The organism is Vibrio tarriae, from assembly GCF_002216685.1.
In the GTDB taxonomy this organism is placed as follows: domain Bacteria; phylum Pseudomonadota; class Gammaproteobacteria; order Enterobacterales; family Vibrionaceae; genus Vibrio; species Vibrio tarriae.
This window is the reverse complement of the sequence record NZ_CP022353.1, coordinates 2139022-2155029: the sequence shown is the minus strand read 5'-3', so window position 1 is coordinate 2155029 and position 16008 is coordinate 2139022. Positions and strand designations below refer to the sequence as shown.

The following is a 16008-nucleotide window of genomic DNA, read 5'->3' as shown; positions in this document are numbered from 1 at the left end:
TTGATGTCAACTACACCCTATTTCGGCGAAGTATCAAAACGCCGCACTTTCGCGATCATCTCGCACCCTGACGCGGGTAAAACCACGATTACTGAAAAAGTCCTGCTGTTCGGACGTGCGATCCAAGTGGCCGGTACGGTAAAAGGCCGTGGCTCAAACCAGCACGCGAAATCCGACTGGATGGAAATGGAAAAAGAGCGTGGTATTTCGGTGACCACCTCTGTCATGCAGTTCCCGTACGGCGATTGTCTGGTTAACCTTTTGGATACTCCGGGACACGAAGATTTCTCGGAAGATACTTACCGCACTCTGACCGCGGTTGACTCTTGCTTGATGGTGATTGATGCCGCGAAAGGGGTTGAGGATCGTACCCGTAAATTGATGGAAGTCACCCGTCTGCGTGATACGCCGATCGTTACCTTCATGAACAAGCTGGATCGCGAAATCCGTGATCCTATGGAATTGCTGGATGAAGTGGAGAATGAGCTGAAAATTGCTTGTTCGCCGATCACATGGCCTATCGGTTGTGGTAAAGAGTTTAAAGGCGTGTACCACATCCATCGTGATGAAACGATTCTGTACTCAACGGGTCAAGGCCACACTATTCAAGACGAGCGCATTATCAAAGGCTTGGATAACCCTGAACTGGATCAAGCGGTCGGTGCTGATTTAGCGGCGCAGCTGCGTGAAGAGTTAGAATTGGTACTCGGCGCGTCACATGAATTTGATCGTGAACTCTTCCTGCAAGGCGAACTGACACCGGTTTTCTTTGGTACGGCACTGGGTAACTTTGGGGTTGACCATATGCTTGATGGCCTGACCCAATGGGCTCCATCACCTATGCCTCGCCAAGCGGCAGAGCGGGTAGTGGACGCGAGCGAAGAGAAGTTCACTGGCTTCGTGTTTAAAATTCAAGCCAACATGGATCCAAAGCACCGTGACCGGATTGCTTTCGTACGTATTGTTTCTGGTACTTACAAGCAAGGCATGAAGATGAATCACGTGCGTCTTGGTAAGCAAATCAACATTTCGGATGCGGTAACCTTCATGGCGGGCGACCGTGCGCGTGCAGAAGAAGCCTTTGCGGGTGATATTATCGGCCTACATAACCATGGCACGATCCAGATTGGCGATACCTTTACCCAAGGCGAAACGCTGAAATTTACCGGTATTCCGAACTTCGCACCTGAACTGTTCCGCCGTATTCGTCTGCGTGACCCACTCAAGCAAAAGCAACTGCTAAAAGGCTTAGTGCAGCTTTCGGAAGAGGGTGCAGTACAGGTTTTCCGTCCACTCCAAAACAACGACCTCATCGTTGGTGCGGTGGGGGTACTGCAGTTTGATGTGGTGGTATCGCGTCTGAAATCTGAATACAACGTTGAAGCCATCTATGAAGGCGTTAACGTTGCGACTGCGCGTTGGGTTGAGTGTGACGATGTGAAGAAGTTTGAAGAGTTTAAGCGCAAAAACCAGAGTAATCTTGCGCTGGACGGGGGCGATAATCTTGCGTATATCGCACCCACCATGGTGAATTTGAACTTGGCGCAGGAGCGTTCACCTGAGGTGATATTCCGCGCGACTCGTGAGCACTAAGGATTAAGATCAACGCGCGCTCGATTTGGCGCGCGCTTTATCGAGACCTATAAAAAAGCCGATGAGCAATCATCGGCTTTTTCGTAACAGGATTGCCTATTTTAGGCTTTGGTTGCAGCTTTCTTCTTAGTCGCTTTTGGCTTGTTGGTGGCTTTCTTTTTCACCGCGCCTTTCTCTGTCGTTTTCTTGCTGTCTTTTTTCTTTTTCTTAAACACAGGCTTTTTGTGTTTAGGGCGTAGGCCATCAATAAAACGCTCTTTGACTTCTTCTTTGATGTAACGCTCAACACGCGCCATCATCGGTTGGTCGTGCGCTTCAACCAGTGAAATGGCGATGCCTTTTTTTCCTGCTCGTCCAGTACGGCCGATACGGTGTAGGTAAACGTCAGCACTGCGTGGCAAGTCAAAGTTGATCACATGGCTGATGTCTGGCACATCGATACCTCGTGCAGCCACGTCGGTGGCGAGCAGGATATTCACATCACCTTCACGAAAACGGGTGATCGCATTGTTACGGCGATCTTGCGGCATTTCACCTTGAATCCAAGCACACGGGATCTGGGCTTTTTCCAGTTCAGCACGCAGGTCTGCGAGACGCTCACGAGTTTTTAAGAACACGATTGAACGTTCGGCTTGCTCGGTCAGGATCTTTTTCAGCAGCTCCACTTTATGCGGCATGTCATCAGCGCGGTGGTACCACTGCGAAATTTTCTTACGTTCACGACGGGGGGGCTCGGCATCAACATGGGCGGGATCTTTTAACAGATCGGCAGTAAAGCCTTCCACACCGCGGCCTTCTAAAGTCGCAGAGAAGAGCAGTGTCTGTTTACGCCAACGACACTCGGTCGAAAGGCGGTCAACGGTTGGGCCAAAACCCATGTCCAACATGCGGTCCGCTTCATCGAGGATCAGCCACTCAATCGCACGACAATCAAAGCGCTCGGCGTCAATGTATTCCAGCAGACGTCCTGGTGTGGCGACCACGATATCTTGGGTGGTGGCCAGAATATCGGCGTGCTCTTGGTACTGAACACCACCAGTAATGGTAAAAATGTTCAGACGAGTATTTTTGGCCAGTGCCTGTGCTTGTTCAGCCACTTGCATCGCCAGTTCACGAGTCGGAGTGAGGATCAAAATCCGCGCAGGCCCCGCTTTACGGCGTGGGAAATCGAGCAAATATTGCAGCGCTGGGATCACGAAAGCTGCCGTTTTACCCGTGCCTGTTGGGGCTGAGGCTAAGACATCGCGACCATCCAGTGCTTGCGGGATTGCTTCAGCCTGAACTTGGGTTGGGCGGCTAAAGCCCATTTCTTCGATCGCTTCAAGCAAAATTGGATCGAGTTCGAGGTCGGCAAAGGTTTTAATCACAAATAATTACTCCACAAGCGTTGAAAGGCTCTGTCTTAAAACAGGGCGCACATTATAGATGGATCACGCTTTAGATCACATCTTTAATTACGACATCTTCAGATAAAAATCGCGAGTTAACTGACAAAACGCCTCACTGTAACCCTGCTGCTCACGGATCACCAGTCTTGTCTCTACTGGTAAACAAGGGGATAGGTGCAGCTCAAATAATAGACGATGCACAGGTTTGTCCGTGGTTGGTTGAACCTGACAATAGCGCCCCACAAAGAGCCCAGCTTGTTTGGCTAGGGCGATGAAATCTTCACCTTCCGCTTTAGGCAGAATAAAACTCGCTACGCCATCGGGTTCAAGGAGCTTAGGTAAGCGCTCAATCAAGGCTTGGTGCTGCAAGCTGATGGTGTGGCGTGCCGTCGCTCTGACTTGGTGTTGAGCGGTTTCTCCGCTATTGAAATAAGGTGGATTACAAATGATCGCGGCAAAGCGTCTGCAGGGCTGCCAGTGCAGAATATCGGAATGTTGGCATTCGATGCGTTCAGCCCAAGGGCTCTGCTGCCGATTATGCTCTGCCGCTTGATACGCACTTTGCTCAATATCCAAAGCGGTGATGTGGGCATGAGGGAAGCGCTGCGCGCACATTAAACTCAAAAGCCCTGTGCCACAGCCAATATCTAAAATCGTCGTTGGAGAGAGGGTAAATGCCCAGCTACCGAGTAAAACACCATCGGTACTGATTGGCATGCCGCATGTGCCTTCTTCTATAGAGAATTGTTTAAAGTGAAAGCTTTTATTGATTAATTTATTGGTTTTCATCGTAATTCTGTGCCAAATGAGAGTTAAGCGAAAAGCTCTAGCCTGCAGATGATTGCTAATATTTTATTCTGTTGATTGGTGAAAAAATGTGCTGCTTATGCAGTCTGTAATTCTAGTTTTTTACATTCATCTAGCATATGACACTGCGTTATTGTTGTTAATATAAATTATTGTGGCGTTTTTTGCTTTGCAGTTGCGAAATACAAGCGTATTCGTCATTATTCGGCTTCCACCGCTTAGCTTGATATCGATTTAAGCAGTGAGATGCATACACAACATTCATTACATTTATAAATAAGGGTTATCTGTGAAGCAGACGTTAAAACTAGCAGATATTTTAGCTTTGGGCTTTATGCTGTTCGCCTTCTTTTTAGGCGCAGGCAATATCATTTTTCCACCTCTCGCTGGCCAATTGGCGGGTGAGAACATTACTCCTGCCATGTTCGGCTTTTTGCTGACCGCTGTGGGTCTACCTCTTATCACTATCATCGCGATTGCTGTTGCTGGTGGTAGTTGGGAACACCTCACCAAAGATCTGCCTGTAAAAGCTTCTGTGCTGATGGCTGCACTGATCCTGATCGTCATTGGTCCTGCGTTTGCGGCTCCTCGTACCGGTCTGGTGGCTTACGAAATGGCAGTAAAACCATTTTTTGTAGAGAGTGCTCAATCTTATCTCACGCTTTTCTCTGTTCTGTTTTTTGCTGTTGCGATGTTCTTCTCATGGTCGCAAGGCAAACTGGTTGATTTGATTGGTAAGTTGCTGACACCAGCGCTCTTTATTGGTCTGATTATCCTTGCGCTGGGCGTATTTATGAACCCACAAGGTGAGATGATTGCTGCGCAAGGTGAATACCTAAGCCAACCTCTGACTAAAGGTTTCTTGGAAGGCTATAACACTATGGATACTTTTGCGTCACTGATGTTTGGTATCTTGATTGTGGATGCACTGCGTAGCAAAGGGATTACCGATCGTGCGGCGACTACCCGTTATCTGATCACTTCTGCTGTGATTGCGGCAGTTGGTTTGGCGCTGGTTTACGGCTCGCTATTCTATCTTGGTGCAACCAGTTCAAGTGTGGCGGCCGGTGCTAACAATGGTGGCGCGATTTTAAGCCAGTACGTACAAGCTCTTTTTGGTAGCTATGGTCAGTTGGTTCTTTCAGTTATCGTTATGTTGGCTTGTTTGACCACTGCGGTTGGCTTGATTTCAGCGTGTTCTGATTTCTTCAGCAAGCACACCTCTCTATCTTACAAACAGTGGGTAGTGGTTAATGGTGTGGCTTGTGGCGTTGTGGCGAACGTTGGTTTGGCGCAGCTCATCACACTTTCTATTCCAGTATTGTTTGCTCTCTACCCAGTGGCAATTGCACTGGTAGCATTGACTTTCGTGCGCCACAAGCTTCCAAACCCACGTGTTGCATACCGTGTAGTACTGTCTGTTTCACTGCTGGTGGCTTTACTGGATGCTGCGAAAGTAGCGGGCTTTGATGTCTCTGCATTCGATTTCCTGCCCTTCTTTGAATACGGCATGGGCTGGTTATTGCCAACCTTTGCTACGCTGATCTGCATGTTCTTCATCTCTTCAGCATCATCACAAGTTCTAGGAGAAGAGTTAGCATAAGCCTCTTCTATATCGGATTAAGCGGGAGCCTTGGCTTCCGCTTTTTTATACGGATCTTTTACAATTTATTCCGCTCCCAGCTGCGGATAAAGTATTTTTTCCTGTATCTTCATCACATTTTTAAGTAGAATTCCGCGGTTAATTTCTATTCATAACCCGTAAGCCAACATGTTTGAAATCAATCCTATTAAAAACCGCCTGCAGGATGTGTCTGAACGCACAAATATCCTGAGGGGGTATCTTTGACTATGACGCCAAGAAAGAGCGTCTTGAAGAAGTCAATGCTGAATTAGAGCAACCTGATGTCTGGACTCAGCCTGAGCGTGCTCAAGCCCTGGGTAAAGAGCGTTCTGCATTAGAAGCGGTTGTGAATACTATCGATCAACTGGATCGTGGTGTCGACGATGTCGAAGGTTTGCTTGAACTGGCCATCGAAGCGGAAGATCAAGAAACGTTTGATGAAATTGGTCCTGAATTGGATGAATTAGAAGTTAAACTTGAACAGCTCGAATTCCGCCGCATGTTCTCTGGTGATCACGATTCTTCCGATTGCTACCTAGACCTACAAGCTGGTTCTGGCGGTACAGAAGCGCAAGATTGGACTTCGATGCTGTTGCGCATGTACTTGCGCTGGGCAGACGCCAAAGGCTTTAAAACCGAAGTGATTGAAGTGTCTGAAGGCGACGTAGCAGGATTGAAATCTGCGACGGTGCGCATCATTGGTGATTACGCTTATGGTTGGCTACGTACCGAAACCGGTGTACACCGTTTAGTGCGTAAATCACCATTCGATTCAGGCGGCCGCCGTCATACATCGTTTGCTTCGGCATTCATCTACCCTGAAGTAGATGAAAACATAGATGTCGAAATTAACCCTGCCGATCTGCGTATAGACGTGTATCGTGCTTCTGGTGCCGGTGGTCAGCACGTTAACACCACCGAATCGGCGGTGCGTATCACCCACGTACCGACCAATACGGTCGTGCAGTGTCAAAACGATCGCTCACAGCACAAAAACAAAGATCAAGCGATGAAGCAACTTCGCGCCAAACTGTTTGAATTGGAACTGCAAAAGCAGAACGCCGAGAAACAGGCTAACGAAGATGCTAAATCCGACATTGGTTGGGGTAGCCAAATTCGTTCTTACGTGTTGGATGACTCACGAATCAAGGATTTACGTACAGGTATTGAAAACCGCAACACGCAAGCGGTACTCGATGGTGACTTAGACAAATTTATCGAAGCTAGCCTGAAATCAGGCCTGTAAGCTTTTTACCGACAAACAAGGTACATGCAAATGACTGATGCTGTTCAAAACGAGATTAATCAAGAGCAAATCGCGCAAGAAGAAAACAAACTGATTGCAGAGCGTCGCAGCAAGTTGGATCACATCCGCAAGAACTGTAAAGCAAACGGACACCCAAACTCGTTCCGTCGCGATAGCCTAGCGGGTGATCTGCAGAAGAAGTTCGGTGAAAAGAGTAAGGAAGAACTGGAAGCGCTCAATCATGTGGTGTCTATCGCTGGTCGTGTGATGGCAAAACGTGGTCCATTCTTGGTGATTCAAGAAACCTCTGGCCGCATTCAGGCTTATGCATCGAAAGAAGTACAACAAGAGCTGAAAGACAAATACCAAGGTTTGGATATCGGTGACATCATCGGTGTACAAGGTGCCCTGCATAAATCCGGTAAAGGCGATTTGTACGTCAACATGGATCAATTCCAACTGCTGACCAAGGCACTGCGCCCGCTGCCAGAGAAATTCCACGGTCTGACTGACCAAGAAATGCGTTACCGCCAGCGTTACGTTGACCTGATCGTCAACGAAAATTCTCGCAATGCTTTCATTGTACGTTCTAAAGTGATGTCAGCAATTCGTAACTTCATGATCTCAAAAAAGTTCATGGAAGTTGAAACGCCGATGATGCACGTGATCCCTGGTGGTGCGAGTGCGCGCCCATTCATCACGCACCACAACGCGCTCGACATGCCGATGTACCTGCGTATCGCGCCTGAGCTGTACCTGAAGCGTCTGGTTGTCGGTGGTTTTGATCGTGTATTCGAAATCAACCGTAACTTCCGTAACGAAGGTCTTTCTCCACGTCACAACCCAGAATTCACCATGATGGAATTCTATATGGCGTACGCGGACTACAAAGATCTGATGGATCTGACGGAAGAGCTGCTCAGCTCTGTGGCGTTAGAAGTTCTCGGTTCAACCTCCATGCCTTACGGTGAGCATACCGTTGAATTTGGTGGTAAATACGCGCGTATGAGCATGTTTGATGCGATCAAGCACTACAACCCAAATCACGCGCAGATCCAAGCTCTGACCGAAGAAGACATTCAAAACCGTGACCTCATGGTTTCTATCGCGAAATCCGTTCACGTTGATGTGGAGCCTTTCTGGACCTGTGGTCAGCTTCTCGAAGAGATCTTTGGTGAAACGGCTGAGCCGAAACTGATGCAGCCAACTTTCATCACGGGATACCCAGCAGATATCTCTCCACTGGCACGTCGTAGCGATGACAACCCGTTCTTCACTGACCGCTTTGAGTTCTTCATCGGTGGCCGTGAAGTGGCAAACGGCTTCTCAGAGCTGAACGATGCTGAAGACCAAGATGCGCGTTTCAAAGCCCAAGTGGAAGCGAAAGAGTCTGGTGATGATGAAGCCATGTTCTATGATGCCGACTACATTACCGCTTTAGAGCACGGCTTACCGCCAACAGCGGGTCAAGGTATTGGTATTGATCGTCTGGTTATGCTCCTGACCAATACACACACTATCCGTGATGTGATTTTGTTCCCAGCGATGCGCCCTCAGCAATAATCACTGTAGATTGATAAAAAAGCCGCTCAATAGAGCGGCTTTTTTATTTCATCAAGAAATAAATATGCCAAACCAGCGGAATGTAAGCCATTATTTTTTCTGAATTATGACCTTCTCCCATAAGTTGATTAGAAAATTTGGCATTTGTTGTCTAGTCTTATCTATGAGACAGATTCTCGTGCAAAGTCTCGCTAATGTAACGTCCGTAACCATGTAGTAGGTGCGAATAGAATAATCCGCATCGTAACAATAAAAATAAGGAATATAGGTTCATGAGCACTCAATTCCGTATGGATTCAGTACCTGGCTCTCTTGTTGTGGTGGGAGGTACCTATGAACCCTGGCTGGCTGTGTTGGAAAAAGTGGGTTGGCGCTGTACTCAAGTAGCAGATTTGCGCAAAGCGGACGCGTTATTTGTCGAGACTGGGCCATGTATTGGTATTGTGGATTTAAGCCATGATGAATTTAGCCTTAACGGGATTGCGAATTTGGTGAGTAGCCATAAGCAAGTCCGTTGGCTGGCATTCATTCGCGAAGCGCAGCTCAGTTCAGATACCATTTGCCAATTTATCGTAAACTTCTGTATCGATTTTTTTACCGCGCCGATCCCTGATGCTCAGTTGTTGAGCACCATTGGTCACCAACTTGGTATGCTGAAGTTGGAAAAGAAAGTTTGGCCACATTTTGGTTCGGCCGGCAACATGGGCTTGATAGGGGAATCCATGCCTATGAAGCGCTTGCGCGACCAGATCAAACGCATTGGTCCTACCGATGTCAGTATTTTGATCTATGGCGAAAGCGGAACCGGGAAAGAAACGGTAGCGAAGGCGATTCACAAAACATCATCGCGCGCGCAAAAGCCGTTCATCTCGGTCAATTGTCGGGCTATGTCAGAAAAACGCCTTGAAAGCGAACTGTTTGGCCTTGGTGAAACCGAGGAAGACCAACAACCCTTTTTGCTGCAAGCGGATGGCGGCACACTACTGCTAAACGATATTTTGACCTTGCCCAAAAGCCAACAACTGAACCTACTGCGTTTCTTACAAGAAGGGACTGTTGAGACACGCCAAGGGGTTCGTACGGTGGATGTGCGTATTTTGGCCGCCAACTCGTCAGACATAGAAAAAGCACTGATCGATGGTGATTTTAACGAAGAGTTGTACCACTACATCAACGTATTGCGGATTAATGTACCTAGCCTGAAAGAGCGCGCATCGGATATCGTGCTACTGGCTAAACACTTTCTGCAAGAATACTCCAAAGAGTACAACGCCCAGGCGCGCAGCTTCTCCGAAGATGCCGTACGTGGGTTAACTCGCTACCATTGGCCGGGTAATGTGCGTGAGCTGATGAACCAGATCAAGCGTGTGGTATTAATGTCAGATACTGTGGTGCTGGATGAATCTCAGCTCGATCTTCCCAAGCGCAGCGATGGCCGCCGCAGCCTGAAAAGCATTCGGGAACGCTCCGAGCGTGATGCACTGCTGCTGGTGTTGGAGTCGCACTCTGGGCAAGTTTCAACGGCAGCCAAAGAGCTGGGAGTATCGCGTGCAACCATGTATCGCTTACTGAATAAACACAACTTGATCACCGATGAAAACTTCTAAGTTTTGCTGATTTACCTTGTACTCATGTTCAGCCACTTGGTTAAGTGGCTGAATTTTTTGTAGTAAAGACTGATTTTTGATCGTCTTTCTGCGGCTGATTTCAGTACTATGGCTTATTTCGAGGATCAATGTTTGGATGCATATAGCGCCTTGTGTTTATTCCTTGGCTGAATATGTTATTCATAAACGCGATAAAAACTCTGACTTAGCGAAAAACGCTGTTTTTTCGAGCATGTGTAATAAAATGTTGAATATTGTTACCTGAGTTGTTTAGAATTTAACCGTAAGTTTCACTTACTCATATCACCTTTCTTTTGGATTAATTGACTTTGCTTGGAGGCGCATCATGGCACATTTCGTATCTGCATCATTGCTTTGCGCTTCTGATCTTGATTCAACCCAAACCGCACACCGAGATTTTCCCGTGCGCGCAATGGGCAATGATTTGAGCAAAGATCACTGAATTAATCCGTAACCTCTTATTAGGCTGCGGAAAATGGCAGCTGAGTAGGAGTGTCTTCTGACTTTTCCCTTTCGATCGTCATTTTCCCCAGCAAAACCACTGGAGAAAATATCATGCGTCAATCTATTTACTTACAATTAGCTGTGTTACTGGTTCGTGCTGAGTTGCGCCGTGAGGAGCGAGTGTGGAAGCGTAAAGTGCGCAGAAGTAGTTATCATCTACCTTGGAATAATCCGCATTTGTTGTGTGATATTGGCTTGGAAACGGATGGTCGTCCAATCGGCTTGAGTTTGCCGGATGCTGTTGTCGCGGAACGCCGTGTGAGACATATTCGCCGAGTGTTAGCTGCGCGAATACCGACGTAATGCTAAGGGGCTGGTCTGTGCACCAGCCCCCACATCACTAAGGACAGGGATTGGAATAAGTAGTTCCAATCTCCTGAATTTTTTGCAGAAGTTCTGCATTTAATGAAATATCCAAACTATCCAAATTCGATTTTAACTGCTCCATCGTTGTGGCTCCGATAATATTCGAGGCCACAAATGGGCGCTGATTAACAAACGCCAGTGCCATTTGCGCAGGATCGAGCCCAAATTGCTGGGCTAATGCGATATAAGCTTCTGTTGCAAGGATGCCTTGTTCTGTAAAGTAGCGTGAGAAGCGTTGATGCAGCGTGCAACGCGCACCCGCAGGACGAGCGCCATTGAGATATTTACCACTTAAAGCACCAAAGGCGAGTGGCGAGTAAGCGAGTAGCTTAACGCCCTCCAGATGACTTATTTCGGCAAGTCCTACCTCAAAACTGCGGTTGAGCAGATTATAAGGGTTCTGGATCGAGACAATTCTTGGCAGTTCATGTTTTTCTGCAAGACGCAGGTAGCTCATCACTCCCCACGGCGTTTCGTTGGAGACACCGATATAACGCACTTTACCCAAGCGCACCAAATCATTGAGCGCTTCCAGTGTTTCAATCAGCGTTACTTCTTCTTGTTTGTCTGGATAAGGGTAGTTGAGCTGACCGAAAGTATTGGTTTGGCGCTGCGGCCAGTGAAGTTGATACAGGTCGATATAATCCGTTTGCAGACGACGTAGGCTATCATCGACCGCTTGATGGATATTGCGATGATCGAGCGCCATTTTGTCGCGAATGTAAGGCAGATTGCGTGGACCTGCGACTTTGGTGGCGAGCACGATTTTTTCTCGCTTACCGGATTTAGTCAGCCAATTGCCAATAAACTCTTCGGTTTTACCTTGTGTTTGTGCCGTTGGCGGAACCGGATACATCTCCGCCGTATCGATAAAATTCACTCCACGCTCGAGAGCATAATCGAGCTGTTGAAAGGCATCAGCTTGCGAATTCTGTTCACCAAAAGTCATGGTACCTAAACAGATCTTGCTGATTTCGAGGCTGGAATGAGGCAGCTTGGTATATTGCATAACACTTCCTTGTCTTAGAGCCAAAGAACGAATGATATTCCCTTTTCTTGGAAGTTGAAGCCTAGTGGCGGTGACTTCGTTACATTCGGGATAAGAAAAATCACAGAGGTTTACACTGTCTCCACAAAAGGAACCGAGTCATGAGAGAGACTGTTTTTTCACTATAAGCGAGTCACGACACTGCGAAAACAAAAAGATCGTCGCGACAACAACTAGGCGTAATAGCGCTGCAGAATTTGCGCAGTAAATTGGGTACGCAGATAAAAGCCACGTGGCAGAGTTTTGATTGGGCGTCCGTTGGCCCCATAGGCTTCAGTGAGCGCTCGACCGTTGGCGGCTTTAGGGCGCAGTTGCAGCACTTCACCGTGTTTAGCAGTAATTTGTGCCACCTTACCCAGCACAATCCATTCCATTAGCTCTTCCCAGTCCGCTTTGAGCTGCGCTTCTTCTTCGGGAGAAGGGCTCCACAGCAAAGGAGAGCCCACACAGCGCTCTGCGAGCGGGATCTCGCGCTCACCTTGTACCGGGATCCAGAGCACCTTAGAGAGCTTATTGCGCACATGGCTTTGCTCCCAAGTTAAGCCATGAACCCCAGTGAGTGGGGCGACGCAAACGAAAGTGGTCTCCAACGGTTTGCCGGTGTAACTGATGGGAATGCTCTTTAATTCAATCCCGAGATGTTCAAAATCTTGTTGTGGACGACTGCCTGCTGTCGCCCCTAAGTGCCATTCCAGTAACTGGCCTACCCAGCCTTTGTCTTTACGCAGATCTGGCGGTACGGTCATGCCTGCTTCATCGGCGAGTTCAGCAAAACTCAGCCCTGCAATTTGTTGGGCTCGCGTGAGTAATTCTTGTTGAGTCGTCGGTGCTGGTTTCATAAAGGCTTTCGGTTTGGATAATCACAGTGGTGATTGTACTGATTTTGCTTGCGCTTGCCATGGATGAACGATTTTTGATGCTTGAAATGAGATTAAGAGGTCTATTGATGGGGTTATCCACAGCTTTATTTTGTTGGCTTGAGAGTCGGCTAAGGTATGGATCAATAAACAGTACCCAGAGAGGGCCTACTGAGATTGGATTGATGCTTCTCTCGACGATTGAGCACCCGCAAAGGTGTAAGGATGACGAATTGATGGATCTTTAACCTTCTGGTGAGGATCTTCATGTGGTCTGATAGGTTAAGTTTTTGATTATGGAATGATTTGATTTAACCTTTTGTTTTTCAGTTATTTTTTGTTGTTTTTCTTTCTGGTTGTTAGATTGGTCATTGTTGATAAATGCCTTTTTTTACACAGCCCCCAAGTTTCTTCACACGGTTATTCACAGAAAACGTGAATAAATGCGCGGTATGTCTCATAAAATTGTTGATAACTTAGATCTGGCACAGAACTTATCCTTTTTTATCCCATTTACTAATAAATATCGGGCTAATCACAATAGTAAGTTTGCTCCGCTTGGGGATATGTGGAAAAATCAACGCAATTAAAGAATTTACTAGAGGTTTGCCAGTGATCGATGGCGATGGTTACCGGCTAAATGTCGGGATTGTGATTTGTAACAACCATGGTCAGGTTTTCTGGGCGAAACGATACGGGCAACATTCATGGCAGTTCCCTCAGGGGGGAATCGATGATGGAGAATCTCCAGAGCAAGCCATGTTCCGTGAGCTATACGAAGAGGTTGGGTTAACCAAAAAAGACGTCAAAGTGATTGCAACCAGTCGTCATTGGCTGCGTTATAAGTTACCAAAGCGTTTGGTACGTTGGGATTCTCAACCTGTCTGTATCGGACAAAAACAGAAATGGTTCTTGCTGCGTTTGGAATGTGATGAGTCGAAAATCAACATGCAACGCGGCAGTTCTCCTGAGTTTGATGGTTGGCGCTGGGTAAGCTACTGGTATCCGGTTAGGCAAGTGGTGTCGTTTAAGCGTGATGTTTATCGCCGCGCAATGAAAGAGTTCGCCTCATTAGCGATGCCATTTAAAGAACGGAAAGTGAAGGGCAAACGCAACACTCACAGAGGTTAAGCATGCTTTCTCAGCTAAGGGATATAGTAGAACAAGTTTCAAAAGTCGAAGACGTCTATCAGGCGTTGGATATTTTTGTAAAGCAGACCTGTGAGGCGATGAGCACAGAGTGTTGTACTGTCTATTTAGCGAATGAAGAGATGCACCGTCTGGAATTGATGGCCACACAAGGTCTGAAGTTCAAGGGCGATAAGATCCATATTGATTTTGATGAAGGCTTGGTCGGGTTGGTTAAACGTTCTGCCGAACCGATTAACTTAGCCGAAGCCTCAAAACATCCGAGCTTTAAATATTTTAAGCAGTTGGGTGAAGAGGTTTATCACTCCTTCCTCGGTACACCGATCATCTATCGCAAACAGGTGCTTGGTGTGCTGGTGGTGCAGCAAAAATCTCCCCGTTTATTTAGCGAGATGGAAGTCTCCTTTTTAGTTACCCTTGCAGCGCAGCTCGCGGTGCTGGTGGCGCATGCTCAAACGCAAGGTCACTGGCGTTTATCCAAAAAGCAGCAGGCCATTACGGGTGTTGCCGCCTCTTCTGGGGTCGCGATTGGTGAGTTTTGGTGGGATGATACCCAGCCAGATCTGTCCGAAGTGCTACCCGCCTCAGCTCTGGATCCTGATTTTGAGCAAGAGCGCATTGCCTTGGCGGTAGAGAGTGCGCTGGCCGATTTTCGTCGGATGCGTAAAAAGCTCGATGGGGATATCAACAAAGAAGCGTTAGCCATTTTTGATCTGTTCACTCACTTATTGAACGATCCTATGTTGCGGAAAGATCTCAAAGCGCAGATCCAAAAAGGGGATCGTGCCGATTGGGCGCTGCGCCAAGTGGTCGAAAGTTATTCGAACCGTTTTGCGCGCATGTCGGATGTTTATCTGCGAGAGCGAGCGCAAGACATTCGTGAGTTAGGACAACGTTTACTGTTTTTCTTGCTCAATACCGAAACCAATCAGCCAAAAATCGATAAGCCGGTTATCTTGGTAGTGCGAGAGCTGACCGCGAGCGTGTTAGCCGCACTGCCCAAAGATAAGCTGCTGGCTGTCGTCTCTCTTGAAGGCGCGGCCAACTCCCATGCGGCTATTTTGTCGCGCGCGTTAGGCATTCCTGCGGTGATGGGGGTATCGATTAACCTGCGCGATCTGAATGGCAAAAAAGGCATTGTCGATGGCTACAGCGGTAAGTTATTCATTTCGCCTTCGAAAACCATTCTGAATGAGTATCGTGCCTTAGCGAATGAAGAGCGTGAGCTGTCGCGCATGGTCAATGAGGCGATTCGTGAGCCCGCATGTACTCTTGATGGCGCACGAATCGAATTGTTACTGAATGCCGGTTTGAGTGCCGATACCAGTATTGCCGTCAATCAAGGGGTGGATGGCGTTGGGTTGTATCGCACAGAAATCTCTTTCTTACTGCAGCACCGATTTCCCTCAGAAGAGGAGCAGACTCAGCAATATCGGCATGTGCTGAACACTTACCCTCATCAACGTGTTGTTATGCGTACGCTCGATATCGGTGGTGATAAGCCTTTACCTTACTTGCCGATTGAAGAAGACAACCCATTTCTCGGTTGGCGTGGCATCCGTTTTACCTTAGATCATCCTGACATTTTTATTATCCAACTGCGCGCCATGCTCAGAGCAAGTGCGGAGTCGGGGAATTTATCCATCTTGCTGCCGATGATTTCCGGTGCCAAAGAGCTGGATGATGCGCTGAAATTTATCTATCAAGCCTATCAAGAAGTTTCGCAACAAGATCCACGCGTGGTGATGCCGCAAATCGGGATCATGCTCGAAGTACCTTCGATGCTGTATCTGCTGCCACTGATTGCCGATAAAATTGATTTCGTCTCTGTCGGTACAAACGATTTGACCCAATATCTGCTTGCCGTGGATCGTAACAATGCGCGTGTGGCGGATGTGTATGAATCTATGCATCCTGCGGTGGTGATGGCACTGAAGCAGATCCAACAGACTTGTGCGACCCATCAAATACCCGTGTGTGTCTGTGGTGAGTTAGCCGGAGATCCGATTGGTGCTTTGCTGTTGATAGGGTTAGGCTACACCACCTTAAGTATGAACACGTCTAACGTCGCTAAAGTGAAATATCTGGTGCGACACTCTGAACTGGCGGAATTAACCCAGCTCGCTGAGCAGGCATTAACCCAACCTTATGGACGAGAAATCTACAATATGATGCTCGCCTATATCGAAAAACACGGTTTTGCAGGTTTTGTCCGTGCAGGCAAAAAATAGGAAC

General features: G+C 47.6%; 12 protein-coding genes. 8 read left to right on the top strand and 4 right to left on the bottom strand.

The window, feature by feature from the left end:
• The first annotated feature begins 3 nt into the window (after positions 1-3).
• Positions 4-1593, top strand: a complete 1590-nt coding sequence (gene prfC, locus CEQ48_RS15560; RefSeq protein WP_089071868.1) for a peptide chain release factor 3 — start codon at positions 4-6, stop codon at positions 1591-1593.
• Between the two features lie 101 nt (positions 1594-1694).
• Here prfC and srmB read toward each other — a convergent pair whose 3' ends face one another.
• On the bottom strand, positions 1695-2960 hold the full coding sequence (gene srmB / locus CEQ48_RS15555) for an ATP-dependent RNA helicase SrmB (RefSeq protein WP_089071867.1): 1266 nt from the start codon (positions 2958-2960) through the stop codon (positions 1695-1697).
• A gap of 87 nt (positions 2961-3047) precedes the next feature.
• Entirely contained in the window at positions 3048-3770 is a 723-nt protein-coding gene (locus CEQ48_RS15550; protein WP_089071866.1) for a tRNA1(Val) (adenine(37)-N6)-methyltransferase, read from the bottom strand.
• Between the two features lie 307 nt (positions 3771-4077).
• Between CEQ48_RS15550 and brnQ the strand changes: the two genes are divergently transcribed.
• The 5 genes from brnQ to CEQ48_RS15525 all read left to right on the top strand — a co-directional run bounded on the left by brnQ (position 4078) and on the right by CEQ48_RS15525 (position 10656).
• A complete protein-coding gene (brnQ, locus tag CEQ48_RS15545) occupies positions 4078-5391 on the top strand; it encodes a branched-chain amino acid transport system II carrier protein (protein ID WP_089071865.1) in 1314 nt (437 codons plus the stop codon).
• 168 nt (positions 5392-5559) lie between these two features.
• A protein-coding gene (prfB, locus tag CEQ48_RS15540; RefSeq protein ID WP_113597784.1) for a peptide chain release factor 2 occupies positions 5560-6658 on the top strand; the annotation gives its coding sequence in 2 pieces (ribosomal slippage) (positions 5560-5634 and positions 5636-6658; 1098 coding nt in all).
• A gap of 30 nt (positions 6659-6688) precedes the next feature.
• The gene (lysS, locus tag CEQ48_RS15535; protein WP_089071864.1) at positions 6689-8221 is read left to right on the top strand and encodes a lysine--tRNA ligase; all 1533 of its coding nucleotides are present in this window, start codon (positions 6689-6691) and stop codon (positions 8219-8221) included.
• A 272-nt stretch (positions 8222-8493) separates the two neighbouring features.
• Positions 8494-9828 carry a cyclic-di-GMP-binding transcriptional regulator VpsR gene (gene vpsR / locus CEQ48_RS15530; protein ID WP_089071863.1) on the top strand — a complete coding sequence of 445 codons (1335 nt, stop codon included), beginning with the start codon at positions 8494-8496 and terminating at the stop codon, positions 9826-9828.
• Between the two features lie 576 nt (positions 9829-10404).
• Positions 10405-10656: a hypothetical protein gene (locus CEQ48_RS15525; RefSeq protein WP_089071862.1), complete on the top strand. Its 252-nt coding sequence runs from the start codon at positions 10405-10407 to the stop codon at positions 10654-10656.
• A gap of 37 nt (positions 10657-10693) precedes the next feature.
• Here CEQ48_RS15525 and CEQ48_RS15520 read toward each other — a convergent pair whose 3' ends face one another.
• Together CEQ48_RS15520 and mutH are read right to left on the bottom strand one after the other, a co-directional pair.
• Entirely contained in the window at positions 10694-11728 is a 1035-nt protein-coding gene (locus CEQ48_RS15520) for an NADP(H)-dependent aldo-keto reductase (protein ID WP_198301173.1), read from the bottom strand.
• A gap of 212 nt (positions 11729-11940) precedes the next feature.
• Positions 11941-12606, bottom strand: coding sequence for a DNA mismatch repair endonuclease MutH (gene mutH, locus CEQ48_RS15515; protein ID WP_000801222.1), 666 nt, complete (start codon positions 12604-12606; stop codon positions 11941-11943).
• A 630-nt stretch (positions 12607-13236) separates the two neighbouring features.
• On the opposite strand from mutH, the gene rppH reads away from it, so the two are divergent.
• Together rppH and ptsP are read left to right on the top strand one after the other, a co-directional pair.
• On the top strand, positions 13237-13755 hold the full coding sequence (gene rppH, locus CEQ48_RS15510) for an RNA pyrophosphohydrolase (protein ID WP_001911254.1): 519 nt from the start codon (positions 13237-13239) through the stop codon (positions 13753-13755).
• Positions 13756-13757: 2 nt separating this feature from the next.
• Positions 13758-16004, top strand: coding sequence for a phosphoenolpyruvate--protein phosphotransferase (gene ptsP / locus CEQ48_RS15505; RefSeq protein ID WP_000952227.1), 2247 nt, complete (start codon positions 13758-13760; stop codon positions 16002-16004).
• Positions 16005-16008 lie beyond the last annotated feature (4 nt).

Bases quoted from the DNA above. Each gene is read 5' to 3' on its own strand.
- prfC (WP_089071868.1), top strand. From the start codon at position 4: ATGTCAACTACACCCTATTTCGGCGAAGTATCAAAACGCCGCACTTTC.
- CEQ48_RS15550 (WP_089071866.1), bottom strand. From the start codon at position 3,770: ATGAAAACCAATAAATTAATCAATAAAAGCTTTCACTTTAAACAATTC.
- lysS (WP_089071864.1), top strand. From the start codon at position 6,689: ATGACTGATGCTGTTCAAAACGAGATTAATCAAGAGCAAATCGCGCAA.
- vpsR (WP_089071863.1), top strand. From the start codon at position 8,494: ATGAGCACTCAATTCCGTATGGATTCAGTACCTGGCTCTCTTGTTGTG.
- CEQ48_RS15525 (WP_089071862.1), top strand. From the start codon at position 10,405: ATGCGTCAATCTATTTACTTACAATTAGCTGTGTTACTGGTTCGTGCT.
- CEQ48_RS15520 (WP_198301173.1), bottom strand. From the start codon at position 11,728: ATGCAATATACCAAGCTGCCTCATTCCAGCCTCGAAATCAGCAAGATC.
- mutH (WP_000801222.1), bottom strand. From the start codon at position 12,606: ATGAAACCAGCACCGACGACTCAACAAGAATTACTCACGCGAGCCCAA.
- ptsP (WP_000952227.1), top strand. From the start codon at position 13,758: ATGCTTTCTCAGCTAAGGGATATAGTAGAACAAGTTTCAAAAGTCGAA.